The following is a 14,141-nucleotide window of genomic DNA, read 5'->3' on the forward strand; positions in this document are numbered from 1 at the left end:
GGCAGGTTTCCGCGAGGGCGCTGTGAACCCGTCCGTGGGCGCTACTTTCGACATCTGACCGCCATGGATGGCGGAAATGCCGGAATTGTCGGGAACAATTTCCGGCCATGTCGAAAGACCCTCGCTCCAACCTGCCCTTGGCACCTAGTTACCTGCACTCTTAAACGCAGTTGTTTCTTAAACCCCCAATACCTCAATCAGACGTTCGCGCAGCTGCTGCTGGCGCTCGGGGTCAGTCAGCGGTTCGCCTGCTTTGGTGGTGATGAAAAAAACGTCTTCTACCCGCTCGCCGAGGGTGGCGATTTTTGCCGCGGAAAGCGAGATATCCTGCTCCATAAAAATCCGCCCCACCCGGGCCAGCAGGCCAGGGCGGTCGGGAGCCGTTAGCTCCAGCATGGTGCGCTCATTGGCCGGATCCTGCTCAATCAGCACCTCCGTGGGCACCTTGAAGTGCTTGAGCTGGCGCGGCGTGTGGCGGGTGACGATATCCGGGTAGTCGTCGGGGTCATCGAGCTCTTCCACCAGGTGCTGGCGCATCTCTTCGATATGGCCTGGGTCACGAATGGGCTGCCCATGGCTGTCGAGCACGATAAAGGTATTTAGCGTCCAATCGTTATGGGAGGTCGCAATGCGCGCATCGTGAATCGAGAGCCCCAGCTGCTCCATGGCAGCGGCGGTAGCCGCGAAAAGGTCGTCTACCGAACGGGTGTGGATAAACACTTTGGTGCCGCCTTCGGACATGTCCGCAGTAGGTGCGCTGATCAACACCAACGGCAGCGGCGACTGGTTGTGATTGAGTATGCCCTGGGTCTGCCAAACGATTTCGCTGGGCGCATACTGCAGAAAGTAGTCCTCCCCTAGCGATTCCCAGAGATGATCGATTTGCTCCCGATTAACGCCGATGGTTAGCAGCAAAGAGCGCGCTTCGGTGCGCGTTTCCCGCACCCAGTCGTCGCGGTCGGGCGGATTGTTCAGGCCGCGGCGCAGGGCGCGTTTGGTTTCGGCGTGCAGTTGGCGCAGTAGCGACGCTCGCCAGCCGTTCCACAGCGTGGGGTTGGTGGCATTGATATCGGCGACGGTGAGCACATACAGGTAGTCCAGCCGGGTTTCGTTACGCACGATCAGGGCGAAATCACGAATGACGTCAGGGTCGCTGATGTCGCGCTTTTGAGCAGTCATTGACATCAACAGGTGGTGCTCCACCAGCCAACTGACCAAGTTGGTATCGTGAACCGAGATGTTATGGCGCTGGCAGAACTGCTCAACGTCCCTGGCGCCAATCTCCGAGTGATCGCCGCCGCGCCCCTTGCCGATATCGTGAAACAGGCCGGCAATCCACAGCAGATCCAGCTTGGGCAGTTGCTGCATTAGCGCTGCCGCTACCGGGAAGTCGCCTTTCGCTTCCGGTTTGCGGAAATTGTGCAGAAATTTGAGCAGCAGCAGGGTATGGGCGTCGACCGTATAAATGTGGAACAGATCATGCTGCATCAGGCCTACCGCGCGGCCAAACTCCGGCAGGTATTTGCCCAGAATGCCGTAGCGGTTCATGCGCCGTAGCTGGCGGGGCACGTTGCCGGGAGCGCGCATAATGGCCATAAAGAGCCGCTGGTGGCGCGGGTCTTCCCTGTAGTGATCGTCGATCTGGTGGCGGTGGTCGCGAATCAGCCTGATAGTGTCGGCGCGCACCCCTTCGATTTCGGGGTGCTTGGCCATCAGCAGAAACAGCTCCAGCATCGCTGCTGGGCGCTCGCGGAACAGGGTTCGCGAACGCACTTGGATATAACCGCCCTTGGTCTCGAAGCGCTCGTTGAGTTTGACGGTTTCCAGTGTCTCCTTGCCGCGCAGGATCACTTCGTCAAAGTGTTGTAGCAGCATGTCGTTGAGCCCGGCGAGCGCAGTGACATGGCGGTAGTAGCGCTTCATAAACTGCTCAACTGCCAGACGTTCCGGGGTATCGCGAAAGCCAAACATCTCGGCGATGGTGCGCTGGTGGTCAAACAGCAGGCGGTCTTCGGCACGGTCGGTGAGCATATGCAGGGCGTAACGCACCTGCCACAGGAACGCCTGGCCCTGGCTTAGAATGCGTAGCTCAGCGTCGTTCATAAAGCCGTTGGCAACAATGTCGGTGTACTGCTCTGTGCCGAAGTGGCGCTTGGCCACCCAGCCGATCATCTGGATATCGCGCAGCCCGCCGGGAGAGCTTTTAAGGTTCGGCTCCAAGTGGTACTCAGAGTTGTTGTAGCGGTAGTGGCGGGAGATCTGCTCCTGCCACTTGGCTTCAAAGAAACGGTCGGCGGGCCAAATGTGCTCGGCGCTGAGGCGCTCGCGCATCGCTTCGCGCAGGCTTTCTGGCCCTGCAATCAAGCGTGATTCGAGCAGGTTGGTGATCACCGTCACGTCCGCTTCGGCCTCACGCTCGCAGTCGTTGAGCGAGCGCACGCTATGGCCAATCTCCAGGCCAATATCCCATAAAAAGGTGATAAAAGCGGTAAGTGGTTCCCGGTAGGCGGTGTCATCGTCCTGCTCCAGCAGTAGCAGTAGGTCGATATCCGAGTGGGGGTGTAGCTCGCCGCGGCCATAGCCGCCTACCGCTACCAGCGCGATACCATCATCGGGCCACTCATGCTGTGCCCAGGCAATCGCCAATAGCTGATCCAGATACCAGGCGCGGCCACGCACCAGGTCGCGGATGTCCGCACCGGCGCGAAACTGTTCGTCCAGCCGGGTTTGCAGCTCGCGTAGTGCGGCCTTGAAGGGGGCCACCGGTGAGCGCGAGCCAGCAAGCTCGGTGCGGAAAAGATCCAGGTCGTAAAGCGTGGTGTCCGGTTCAAACCGGTGGTGGTGAAGGAGCATCAGTTGGTCAGAAAACTAAAGTCTTCATCGCCGCGCGCGGTCAGCACTTCAACGCCGCCTTCGGTCACCAGCAGCGTGTGCTCCCATTGGGCCGAGAGGCTGCGATCCTTGGTGACGGCGGTCCAGCCATCGCGCAGCACTTTGGTTTTATAGCCGCCGACGTTAATCATCGGCTCAATGGTAAAGCACATGCCTGCGGCGAGCTTAATGTCGGCATCCGGTGCGTAGCCATCATAGTGAAGAAACTGCGGCTCCTCGTGGAAGTCGGCGCCGATGCCGTGGCCGCAGAAGTCGCGAACGACAGAGTAGCCGTTGCTTTCGGCGTGTTTTTGGATCACCCGGGCAAGCTCTGAGAGGCGGACGCCAGGCTTCACCCGCTCGATACTTTTATACAGGCACTCCTGAGTGATGCGGCACAGTCGTTCGCCCTGGATCGTCTCACCCACCACGAACATCACGCTGGAGTCGCCGTGGTAGCCGGCGCTGGTTTTGACGGTGATATCCAGGTTCATGATATCGCCATTTTTAAGCTTCTTGGCATCGTCGGGGATGCCGTGGCACACCACATGGTTGATCGATGTACAGGTCGCTTTGGGAAAACCGTGGTAGTTCAGGGGGGCCGGGGCTGAACCCAGCTCGTTAACAATATACTCATGACAGAGACGGTCGATTTCACCCGTGCTGATACCCGTTTGGATATGGGGGGTGATCATTTCTATCACGCTAGCCGCTTGGCGCCCGGCTTCGCGCATGTGTTCGATTTCAGAAGGCGTCTTGATAGGAACGTTCATGAATGCTCGATATGAATGCAGAGTGGAAAATTGAATGGCGCAATTTAAGACCGTCAAACGGGGTGCGACTTCATCTTGGCAATGATCTATGGTATAAAGCCGCGCGCTTTCCTGCAATCGTGATTCCGAGCTTCTTGGCTGGGAAGGACGCAGTAGGGCAGGGCGATGAATCCGCATTATGCCTCTCAAGAGACACAATGCTCACTATCAAGCCTTAAAAACACACATGCACCGGCACATGGTCCCGGGTGCCGCTGGCAACGTCTAACGTGGTCAACGGTCGGATCCATGGGGTGCGTGGAGGCCTAACCCGAGTTTTAGGAGTTCTACCATGTCTCACGTTAATATGCGTGACCTGCTTAAAGCAGGTGCTCACTTCGGCCACCAGACCAAGTACTGGAACCCGAAGATGAGCAAATTTATCTTCGGCGCGCGCAACAAGATTCACATCATCAACCTTGAGCACACCCTTCCGGCGCTGAACGAAGCGATCGATGTGGTCGAGAAGATGGCGGCATCCAACAACAAGATTCTGTTTGTTGGCACCAAGCGCAGCGCTAGCAAGGTAATTAAAGAAGAAGCTAACCGTGCTGGTCAGCCTTTCGTCAACCATCGCTGGTTGGGCGGCATGTTGACTAACTTCAAGACTATCCGTCAGTCCATTAAGCGTCTGCGTGATCTTGAAACCATGCGCGAAGACGGCACGTTCGAGAAGCTGACCAAGAAAGAAGTCTTGATGGCGACTCGCGAGCAGGAAAAGCTTGAGCGCTCTATCGGTGGTATCAAGAACATGGGCGGCCTGCCGGACGCACTGTTCGTGATCGACGTTGACCACGAGCGTATCGCGATCAACGAAGCCAACAAGCTGGGCATCCCGGTTATCGGCGTGGTGGATACTAACTCCAACCCCGATGGCGTTGACTACGTAATCCCCGGCAACGATGACTCTATCCGCGCTATCCAGATCTACGTGAAAGCGATTGCGGATGCGTGTGGTCGTGCTAAAGAAGCCAACGCTGAAGAGTTCGTTGAAGTGACCGAAGAGGCCGCTGCAGCTGAAGACAACACTGCCGCTGAGTAAGTGCAGCAGTGGGTGCGGTGAGCAGTTGTTCCGCATCAAGATAAAGGGGGCTTTGCCCCCTTTTTCCCGCTACAGATGAACTGTCTGAGCGGACGAATTTGCCGGCACTCAATACCGGCCCCGTGATGCAGAGAGACATAGGGCGTGTGATACATGATGGTCATTTATCATGCCTATACTCTGTGTTGCGTTTAACTCTCATAGAACCATTTCAGAGGTGAATTCTCATGGCAGCTATCAGCGCCTCTCAGGTCAAGGAACTTCGCGAACGTACCGGTCTCGGCATGATGGAGTGTAAAAAAGCACTCACCGAAGCCGACGGTGATATCGAAGTTGCGATTGAAAACCTGCGCAAAAGCTCCGGCCTAAAAGCGGCGAAGAAAGCCGATCGTATCGCCGCCGAAGGTGTAGTGGTTACGCGTGTAGCGGAAGATGGCAGCTACGGCGTAATGGTTGAAATCAACTCCGAGACTGACTTTGTTGCTCGTGATGACAACTTCATCGCCTTTGCCGACAAAATCGCCGCGGCTTTCTTTGCTGCCAAAAGTGAAGATGTCGCTGCCGTTATGGCTGGCGAACTGGAAGCTGCCCGCGAGCAGCTGGTTCAGAAAATCGGTGAGAACATCGGTGTGCGTCGTGCCATCGTTGTGAACGCTGCTGACGGTGGTCTGGTGGGCGAATACGTCCACGGTGGCCGCATTGGCGTTCTGACCGTACTGAAAGGTGGTACTTCGGAAGTCGCAAAAGACGTTGCGATGCACGTCGCTGCAATTAATCCTGCGGTTGCGCATCCTGCCGATATGCCCCAAGAGCAGTTGGATCAGGAAAAGGCGATTATTCTGGCGCAGCCGGATATGGCCGGTAAGCCGGAGCAGATCGCTGAGAAAATGGTTCAGGGTCGCTTGAAAAAGTACCTGGCAGAAAACAGCCTGACCGAGCAGCCGTTTGTAAAAGATCCTAACCAGACAGTTGCTGAGTTCGTTAAAGCGGCGGGCGGCGAAGTGGTTGGCTTTACGCGCTTTGAGGTTGGCGAAGGTATCGAGAAAGAAGAAGTCGACTTTGCTAAAGAAGTAATGGAACAGGCTGGCCGTCGCTGAGGTCAGAGGTTTCAGAAAGAAGATGGCGTGCGCGCGAGCGCACGCCTTCGCGTATCCGGCCCCTGTATAATGAATGCTAGTATAAACAGCCCAGATATAGCTGGCTTTATACACTGGTTTTATACCAAGGGGCTGCCCCGCCTGCCTGTTTACAGGTCTGCCTCAGGAGAGATGCCATGTCGAGTGATGTTCAAGAGCCTACCCCCCATGTAGCACCCAGCAAAGCCGCGGGCACCAAGTCAAAATACAAACGTATTTTGCTCAAACTGTCTGGCGAAGCGTTAATGGGGGAGCACGATTTTGGTATTGACCCTAAGGTGCTTGACCGCATGGCGCTGGAGATTGGCCAGCTCGTCGGCATTGGGGTACAGGTGGGTATCGTGATTGGCGGTGGTAACTTGTTCCGTGGCGCGGCGCTCAATGAAGCAGGTATGGATCGCGTTACCGGTGACCATATGGGTATGCTGGCTACCGTAATGAATGCGTTGGCAATGCGCGATGCCTTAGAGCGCTCCAACATCCGCTCGCGAGTGATGTCGGCCATCCCCATGAGCGGCGTAGTAGAGCACTATGACCGGCGTACCGCCATTCGCTATTTAACCTCAGGGGACGTAGTGCTGTTCTCTGCAGGCACAGGTAACCCCTTCTTCACTACCGACTCTGCTGCCTGTTTACGCGGTATTGAGGTAGACGCCGATGTGGTGATCAAAGCGACCAAAGTCGATGGCGTCTACAATAAAGACCCGGTAAAACATTCGGATGCAGTGAAGTACGACCAGCTCTCTTATGATGACGCTCTGGATCAAAAGTTGGGCGTTATGGATTTGACCGCAATCTGCCTGGTACGTGACCATAATATGCCGGTGCGGGTATTTGATATGAATAAGCCTGGTGCCCTACTGAACATGGTGGTAGGGGGCAAGGAAGGCACGCTGATATACAGAGGGTAATGACGTGATCAACGATATTAAGAAAGATGCCGAATCGCGCATGAAGAAAAGCGTTGAGGCACTGCATAGCAACTTCAATAAAATTCGTACCGGTCGTGCTCACCCGAGCATTTTAGACGCGGTGACTGTGGAGTATTACGGCAGCCAGGTACCGCTTAGCCAAGTGGCTTCAGTCAACGTTGAAGACGCCCGCACGCTGACGATTGCGCCGTGGGAGCAGGGCATGGTGCAGAAGATCGAAAAGGCCATCATGACCTCTGATCTGGGTTTGAACCCGGCCAGTGCTGGCAACGTGATTCGTGTGCCGATGCCCATGCTCACCGAAGAGACCCGCAAAGGCTACATCAAGCAGGCCCGCAGCGAAGCTGAAAATGCCCGCGTTGCCGTGCGTAACGTACGCCGCGACGCCAACGGTGATTTCAAATCGTTGCTAAAAGATAAAGAGATCACCGAAGACGATCAGCGTGAAGGTGAAGACGCGATTCAAAAGCTGACCGACAAATATATTGCTGAAATCGATAAGGCGCTAACTGCAAAAGAGCAGGATCTCATGCAGGTATAAATCTGTGCCCAGTGCTGTATTCAGCTCAGCCGCGGGCAGCTTAGGCTGCCCGTTTTGCCACACTCTGGCTGGTTTTTTTATGACTGATCTTTGGTGCGAGAATCCATGACGTCACCGCAGCTTCCTGAAAAACAGCCGGACGATGCCAGTGCGTCTTCTCTGGCCGGGGAAGCCCCGCCGTCTCATGTTGCCATCATTATGGATGGCAATAACCGCTGGGCGCGCGCGCGCGGACTTTCGGGGGTGCGCGGGCACCGGGCCGGAGTGGAAACCGTGCGTGCGGTGATTCAGCGGGCCGCCGAGCGCGAAGTGCAAACGCTTAGCCTGTTTGCGTTTTCCAGTGAGAATTGGAAGCGCCCAGCCGCAGAGGTTAACGCCTTGATGGAGCTTTTTTTGATGGCGCTAAAGCGCGAAGTCAAAAAACTCAACGAGCGTAATGTGCGCCTCTCGATCATTGGTGAACAACGGGGCTTTTCCCACGCCATCCAGAAGCATATTCAGCGTGCTGAAGCGTTAACCGCGGGCAACACGGGTATGCATTTGGTGATTGCCGCTAACTATGGGGGGCAGTGGGATATAGCGCGTGCGGCACGCACGCTCGCCGAACAGGTGGCGGCTGGCGAGTTATCACCTGCGGAGATCGACGAGGCGTGTTTTGACACTGCAATGGGGGTTGAAGACGTACCGCCGGTGGATCTGTGCATACGCACCAGCGGTGAGCAGCGGCTATCCAACTTTATGCTTTGGCAGTTGGCTTATGCTGAATTGCACTTTTCCCCGCTGCTATGGCCCGACTTCGGTGCGGAGGCGTTTGACGCGGCATTAAACGACTTCTGTCAGCGCCGTCGTCGCTTTGGGATGACGGACGAACAAATAGAGGCGCAGGGTGCTTAAACAGCGGATTATCACCGCAGCCTGGCTGGCACCCCTGGTGCTGGTTGGCCTGTTTGGATTAGACGGGGGCGCATTCGCGCTATTTACGGCGTTGATGGTGCTACTTGCCACCTGGGAGTGGGCCAATCTGGCGGGTGTTACCCGCATGGGGCAACGCGTTCAGCTGGTAGCCGGGATGGCGGCGTTGATGCTGGCCATGTGGTTGACCGGCGCCGCCACATCGATATGGCCGCTTTGGCTCTCCGCCGCTGGCTGGCTGGTGAATCTCTATTGGGTTACCCGCTATCCTGCTTCAGGTAGCCAGTGGCAGGCCACTGGGCGGCGGTTGGCGATGGGCCTATGGGTACTGTTGCCCTGCTGGGTGGGGTTTAACGTTCTGCGTGACATTGGAATGGCCTGGCTGCTGTTTGTGCTGCTGCTGGTTTGGAGTGCGGATATTGGCGCCTACTTTGTAGGACGACTCTGGGGTAAGCGCAAATTGGCTCCCCACGTGAGCCCGGGCAAATCATGGGAGGGCGTATTCGGTGGCTTGGCGGCGACCGCGATTCTGGCCATCCTGTTTGCGCTGTGGTTGCCGCTGAACCTGGTCGGCGGGATTACCCTGGTACTCGTCACCGCCGTGGTCACCCTGGCTTCTGTGCTAGGTGATCTACTGGAAAGTATGCTCAAGCGCTATCGCAATATCAAAGATTCGAGCCAGTTGCTCCCCGGCCATGGCGGGGTGTTGGATCGCATTGATAGTCTCACCGCAGCGATTCCGCTGTTTGCGCTGTTCTATGTAGAAGTGCTGGTTCAAGTGTTTGCTCAGGTGCCGCCGCTATGAGTCAATACGCTAATCAGCCCACGGCTATGCAGCGCGTGACGGTACTTGGGTCGACAGGCTCTGTGGGCACCAGCACGCTGGATGTGATTGGTCGCCACCCTGACCGCTATAGTGTCCATGCACTGACCGCACACACTTCCAAAGAGGCTCTGCTAGCGCAGTGTCTAGTGCATCGCCCCGCGGTAGCTGTATTGGATAATGAAGCCGATGCCGCTTGGCTGCGCGAGGAGCTTAAGCGAGCGGGCCAACCCACCGAAGTGAGTGCAGGCCCGCAGGCGCTGTGTGATGTTGCAAGGGACGCCAGCGTCGACTGCGTAATGGCCGCTATTGTAGGTGCCGCGGGCTTGCTGCCTGCTCTCGCCGCCGCGGAAGCAGGCAAACGGGTGCTGCTGGCCAATAAAGAGGCGCTGGTGATGAGCGGCGCACTGTTTATGGAGGCAGTTTCACGTTCGGGGGCGACACTGCTACCGATAGATTCCGAACATAATGCCATTTATCAGTGTCTACCTGCGGAGCATCGCGGAGGGCTTGCCAAGCACGGCGTTCGACAACTGCTGCTAACGGCCTCTGGGGGGCCGTTTCGTACCTGGAGCCAGGCGGATATCAACAATGTCACTCCCGAGCAGGCCTGCGCTCACCCGAACTGGTCGATGGGGCGTAAGATATCGGTGGATAGCGCCACGCTGATGAACAAAGGGTTGGAGTTGATCGAAGCTTGCTGGTTATTTGACGCTACCCCTGAGCAGATCCAAGTGGTAGTCCACCCCCAAAGCGTGATTCACTCCATGGCGGCGTATCACGATGGCTCTGTGATTGCCCAGTTGGGTAATCCAGATATGCGTACACCGATTGCCTATGGGCTTGCTTGGCCGGAGCGCATTGACGCTGGCGTTGAAACCCTTGACCTTTTTCAGGTGGCACGGCTCGATTTTGAAGCTCCCGATGAAGTCCGTTTCCCCTGCCTGGGGCTTGCCCGCGACGCGATGCGACAGGGCGGTATTGCACCTGTTGTGCTCAACGCCGCTAATGAAATCGCTGTAGACGCCTTTCTGCAGCGCCGGATCGGCTTTAAGGCGATTGGACAACTGGTGGCCGACGTCCTATCGCACCCCTATCAAGGCCGGGTCGACAGCCTGGACAGCGTATTGGCAACCGATCAATGGGCGCGGCAGCAGGCGCTGGAACTGGTAACAAGGTGGTCCGCTTAAGCATTCGATGAGTTGGTCGTTAGTGCAGGGCGTTAAGGAGTGAATGTGGGCCTAATACAGAATATTTTAGCGGTCATCGTGGTGTTGGGCCTGTTAGTGACCTTCCACGAGTTTGGCCACTTTTGGGTGGCAAGGCGCTGTGGCGTCAAAGTGCTGCGTTTTTCGGTGGGCTTTGGCAAGCCGCTATGGTCGCGGGTTGACCGCCAGGGCACCGAATTTGCCATAGCCGCCATTCCATTGGGTGGCTATGTCAAAATGCTCGATGAGCGTGAGGCACCGGTTCCGGAAGAGCAGCTCGATCAGGCGTTTAACCGCAAGACCGTTTGGCAGCGCATTGCGATTGTGGCGGCAGGGCCTATTGCTAACTTTTTACTGGCGATCGTGGCTTATTGGGTGCTGTTCGTGGCGGGAACCACGGTGGTATCGCCAATGGTAGGCAGCGTTGCGCCTGACTCCCCGGCCGCCGAGGCCGGGCTCTCCAATGGCGATGAAATTGTCGCTATTCAGGGCGATGAGATGCGCTCTTGGGAGGATGTTAACCTCAAGCTGGTGTCGATTATTGGCTTCAGCGGAGAGTTGGATATCGACGCCCGCCCCGAAGGCGTGAGCGAGCCACAGCGCTTTGGGTTGTCGGTAACTGATTATTTGGTGCGCCAGGATCCGCCTCAGCCGTTGCAAACACTGGGTATTACCCCGTGGCAGCCTGAGTTTCCAGCCATTTTAGGCCAGGTCGTGAGCGGGGAGGCTGCAGAACAAGCAGGCCTGGAAGCTGGCGATAAGATGGTGGCGATTAATGGCGAACCGGTGGATGATTGGATGCACTTCGTTAATATGGTGCGAAGTAGTCCAGGTGAAACGCTGCGGCTCACCTATGAGCGAAATGGGGAGCAGTCGAGTGTTGACTTAACCCCCGGGAGTAACCGTTTGGAAACTGGGGTTGAGATTGGTTATATCGGCGCAGGCGCTGAGCAGGTCGAGTGGCCAGCAGAGTTCCAGCGTGAAATCCGTTATGGGCCTATTGAAGCGGTAGGGCAGGCGCTTTCACGCACGGGTGAAATGACACTGCTTACCTTGGACGCTATCCGTAAGATGTTGGTTGGGCTGATTTCGCCCTCCAATCTGTCGGGGCCAATCACCATTGCCCAGGTCTCGGGTGACTCTGCCCGTGCGGGTATGGAAGCGTTTATTGGTTTTCTAGCGTATCTTTCTATCAGCCTGGGGGTGCTTAACTTACTACCCATCCCGGTGCTCGATGGTGGCCACTTGCTTTATTATTTTATGGAGGTGGTGCGTGGACGGCCAGTATCCGAAAGAACCCAAGCCGTAGGATTGCGCATAGGGCTTGCCATGGTCGGCACCCTGATGTTGATGGCTCTCTATTTTGATCTGATGCGCCTGTGGTAATGACGCGTGTAGCGCGCAGGATGCCTTGTCATCTGCCTGCACAAATGTATATGGTGCCTTTCTGGAATGATAGGCAGACCAACGCGAGCGAATTGACTGCATGAAAATCAAGACCCTTGGAATGGCGGCACTCTTGCTGGCAGGCGCCAGCGGCGCCCAAGCACAATCCTTTGATGTTTCAGACATTCGAGTGGAAGGACTGCAGCGGGTATCTGCCGCCTCGGTCTTCAATGCATTTCCGGTGAGTGCCAATGATCGCGTCAGCGAAGAGCAGTTAGCTGCCGCTGCCCGTGACTTGTTCGCCACAGGCCTATTTGACGATGTCTCCCTGGCACGCGAAGGCGATGTGCTGGTTATTCAGGTCGTCGAGCGGCCAACCATTGCGCGACTTCAGATCAGCGGCAACGATCAGATCTCCGAAGAGGACTTGCGCAATGGTTTGCGTGAATCAGGACTCTCCGAAGGTCAGGTACTGGAGCTCTCTACACTGGAAGAGATTCAGCGCGAGCTGGAGGGCGTCTATCAGTCCCAAGGTCGCTACAGCGCCAGCATCGATACCGAAGTGGAGGAGGTTGATGAGGGCCGGGTGCAGGTCAATATCAATATCAACGAAGGCGAAGTAGCCAAGATTCGCCAAATCAATATCGTTGGTAACGAAGCGTTTGATGATGAAACGCTGCGTGGTGTGTTTGAGTTAAATGATCGGCCAGGACGCTTTTTCGGCTGGTTCTCTAGCGACGAGTACTCCCGTGAAGCGCTTTCGGGTGATATCGAGCGGCTGCGATCATTTTATCTTGATCGCGGCTACGTAAACTTCGATGTTACCTCGACTCAGGTATCGATTGGCCCTGAAAAATCAGAAATATTTATTACTCTCAACGTTGATGAGGGGCCCAGTACCGGGTGGGCAATATCCGTTTCGCAGGTGATCTACAGATCAGCGAAAATGAAGCCCGCCAGCTACTCACCGTCAAAGAGGGGGAGATTTTTTCCCGTGGTGATGTGAATACCTCTACGGAAGCCCTTCGCCAGCGTTTAGGCGCCGAAGGCTTCGCCTTCGCTGATATTCAGGGCGTGCCTGAAATGGCTGATGACGGTGAAACGGTCGACCTGGTGATTGCCGTCAATCCCGGTGAGCGCGCCTATGTACGCCGTATCGAGTTTTACGGAAATACCACCACTCAGGATGAAGTACTGAGGCGTGAGATGATTCAGTTGGAGGGCGCGCCCGCTTCCACCGAGGCCATAACTCAATCGCGTCAGCGTCTTGAGCGGCTGGGCTTCTTTAGCCAGGTAGAAGTGGATACGGAGTCAGTGCCTGGCGAGCCGGATTTGCTTGATGTGACTTATAATGTCGAAGAGCAGCCTTCTGGCTCTGTCTCGGCAAGCGTTGGCTTCTCCCAGAGTGCCGGGGTTATTTACGGCGTCGGTTTGTCACAAAATAACTTCCTGGGTACGGGTAACCGGGTCAATGTAGGGGCTCAGCGTAGCGACACCTTTACCAGTGTGAACTTTGGCTTCACGGATCCCTACTGGACATTGGATGGCATTTCTCGCGGCTACAATGTTTTTTACCGCGAAACCGATTACGCCGATTCGGATATTTCGACGTTCTCGACCGACGCTTATGGTGCCGGCATCAACTTTGGTTACCCCGTAAGCGAACTGTCGCGTCTTAACTTCGGTGCAAGCGTTGAAGACCTAACGGTGAAAACCTACTTCGACACCGCCTCAGAAATTCGTCGCTATGTGGAAGATCAGGGCGAAGATGCGCAAAGCCTGAAGCTGACCGCTAGCTGGACACGCAACAACCTCAACCGCGGTATTATGCCGACCGATGGTAACTATCAGCGTTTATCGCTGGAAACCGGCGTGCCGGGCAGCGATTCGGAGTACTACAAGTTGCGCGCGCGGGCGCAACAGCTCTTCCCGATTAACGATGATGAGACCTGGGCGTTCAAATTTACCGGCAACGCTGGTTATGCCGATACGCTGGGCGGCAACGATCCGTTCCCTTTCTATGAGAACTTCTACGCGGGCGGTCTTGGCTCGGTGCGTGGCTTTACGTCGAATACGCTGGGGCAGCGCACCACACCAGCAACCGAAGGCGGCCGTGACCGTACACTGGGCGGTAATGTTTCCATAGAAGGCAGTGCCGAGATCATTTTCCCGCTGCCCTTTATTGAAGACCAGCGTGCACTGCAAACATCACTGTTCCTGGATGGCGGTAACACCTTCCTGACCTCTTGCTACGATGTGCTGGATGAAGATGCAGGGCGCCAGCAGTGCAACTCCGGCGTTGATCTAGGCGATTTGCGCTACAGTGCCGGTATTGGTCTCTCTTGGCTGACACCGGTAGGCCCGCTGACCTTTAGCGTTGCTGAGCCATTGAACGATGAGAGCGGTGACGACACTCAGTTCTTCCAGTTCTCATTAGGACAAACGTTCTAAAGGGCAATCGTGCTAATTTTGCTAGAC

The 14,141-nt window shown here is 56.2% G+C and carries 10 protein-coding genes and 1 pseudogene; 9 read left to right on the plus strand and 2 right to left on the minus strand.

The genetic code is table 11. The features are described 5' to 3' along the window. Positions 1–177: 177 nt before the first annotated feature. On the minus strand, positions 178–2,853 hold the full coding sequence (locus OM794_RS02670) for a [protein-PII] uridylyltransferase (RefSeq protein WP_226250103.1): 2,676 nt from the start codon (positions 2,851–2,853) through the stop codon (positions 178–180). Then, positions 2,853–3,644 (minus strand): type I methionyl aminopeptidase, encoded by a 792-nt coding sequence (gene map / locus OM794_RS02675; RefSeq protein WP_226250104.1) that lies wholly within the window; start codon positions 3,642–3,644, stop codon positions 2,853–2,855. The genes OM794_RS02670 and map overlap by 1 nt, the downstream gene beginning before the upstream one ends. 331 nt (positions 3,645–3,975) lie before the next feature. Between map and rpsB the strand changes: the two genes are divergently transcribed. The 9 genes and pseudogenes from rpsB (at position 3,976) to bamA (ending at position 14,114) form a co-directional block, all read left to right on the plus strand. Beyond that, the gene (rpsB, locus tag OM794_RS02680; RefSeq protein ID WP_226250105.1) at positions 3,976–4,725 is read left to right on the plus strand and encodes a 30S ribosomal protein S2; all 750 of its coding nucleotides are present in this window, start codon (positions 3,976–3,978) and stop codon (positions 4,723–4,725) included. Positions 4,726–4,952: 227 nt separating this feature from the next. Next, positions 4,953–5,822: a translation elongation factor Ts gene (gene tsf / locus OM794_RS02685; protein WP_226250106.1), complete on the plus strand. Its 870-nt coding sequence runs from the start codon at positions 4,953–4,955 to the stop codon at positions 5,820–5,822. Positions 5,823–5,998: 176 nt separating this feature from the next. Beyond that, on the plus strand, positions 5,999–6,772 hold the full coding sequence (gene pyrH, locus OM794_RS02690; RefSeq protein ID WP_226250107.1) for a UMP kinase: 774 nt from the start codon (positions 5,999–6,001) through the stop codon (positions 6,770–6,772). A 4-nt stretch (positions 6,773–6,776) separates the two neighbouring features. Next, positions 6,777–7,334: a ribosome recycling factor gene (gene frr, locus OM794_RS02695; protein WP_226250108.1), complete on the plus strand. Its 558-nt coding sequence runs from the start codon at positions 6,777–6,779 to the stop codon at positions 7,332–7,334. A gap of 105 nt (positions 7,335–7,439) precedes the next feature. Next, positions 7,440–8,228 (plus strand): polyprenyl diphosphate synthase, encoded by a 789-nt coding sequence (gene uppS, locus OM794_RS02700; RefSeq protein ID WP_226250109.1) that lies wholly within the window; start codon positions 7,440–7,442, stop codon positions 8,226–8,228. Next, positions 8,221–9,051 carry a phosphatidate cytidylyltransferase gene (locus tag OM794_RS02705; protein WP_226250110.1) on the plus strand — a complete coding sequence of 277 codons (831 nt, stop codon included), beginning with the start codon at positions 8,221–8,223 and terminating at the stop codon, positions 9,049–9,051. The genes uppS and OM794_RS02705 overlap by 8 nt, the downstream gene beginning before the upstream one ends. Continuing rightward, positions 9,048–10,259 (plus strand): 1-deoxy-D-xylulose-5-phosphate reductoisomerase, encoded by a 1,212-nt coding sequence (ispC, locus tag OM794_RS02710; RefSeq protein WP_226250111.1) that lies wholly within the window; start codon positions 9,048–9,050, stop codon positions 10,257–10,259. The genes OM794_RS02705 and ispC overlap by 4 nt, the downstream gene beginning before the upstream one ends. A 45-nt stretch (positions 10,260–10,304) precedes the next feature. Continuing rightward, the gene (rseP, locus tag OM794_RS02715; RefSeq protein WP_226250112.1) at positions 10,305–11,663 is read left to right on the plus strand and encodes an RIP metalloprotease RseP; all 1,359 of its coding nucleotides are present in this window, start codon (positions 10,305–10,307) and stop codon (positions 11,661–11,663) included. 100 nt (positions 11,664–11,763) lie between these two features. Then, positions 11,764–14,114: pseudogene (bamA, locus tag OM794_RS02720) on the plus strand (outer membrane protein assembly factor BamA). Positions 14,115–14,141: the final 27 nt, after the last annotated feature.

The organism is Halomonas sp. BDJS001, assembly GCF_026104355.1.
Lineage (GTDB): Bacteria > Pseudomonadota > Gammaproteobacteria > Pseudomonadales > Halomonadaceae > Vreelandella.

What these genes read in the sequence shown, in the direction of transcription:
- map (WP_226250104.1), bottom strand. Translation starts at nt 3,644, where the DNA reads ATGAACGTTCCTATCAAGACGCCTTCTGAAATCGAACACATGCGCGAA.
- tsf (WP_226250106.1), top strand. Translation starts at nt 4,953, where the DNA reads ATGGCAGCTATCAGCGCCTCTCAGGTCAAGGAACTTCGCGAACGTACC.
- uppS (WP_226250109.1), top strand. Translation starts at nt 7,440, where the DNA reads ATGACGTCACCGCAGCTTCCTGAAAAACAGCCGGACGATGCCAGTGCG.
- rpsB (WP_226250105.1), top strand. Translation starts at nt 3,976, where the DNA reads ATGTCTCACGTTAATATGCGTGACCTGCTTAAAGCAGGTGCTCACTTC.
- OM794_RS02670 (WP_226250103.1), bottom strand. Translation starts at nt 2,853, where the DNA reads ATGCTCCTTCACCACCACCGGTTTGAACCGGACACCACGCTTTACGAC.
- ispC (WP_226250111.1), top strand. Translation starts at nt 9,048, where the DNA reads ATGAGTCAATACGCTAATCAGCCCACGGCTATGCAGCGCGTGACGGTA.
- pyrH (WP_226250107.1), top strand. Translation starts at nt 5,999, where the DNA reads ATGTCGAGTGATGTTCAAGAGCCTACCCCCCATGTAGCACCCAGCAAA.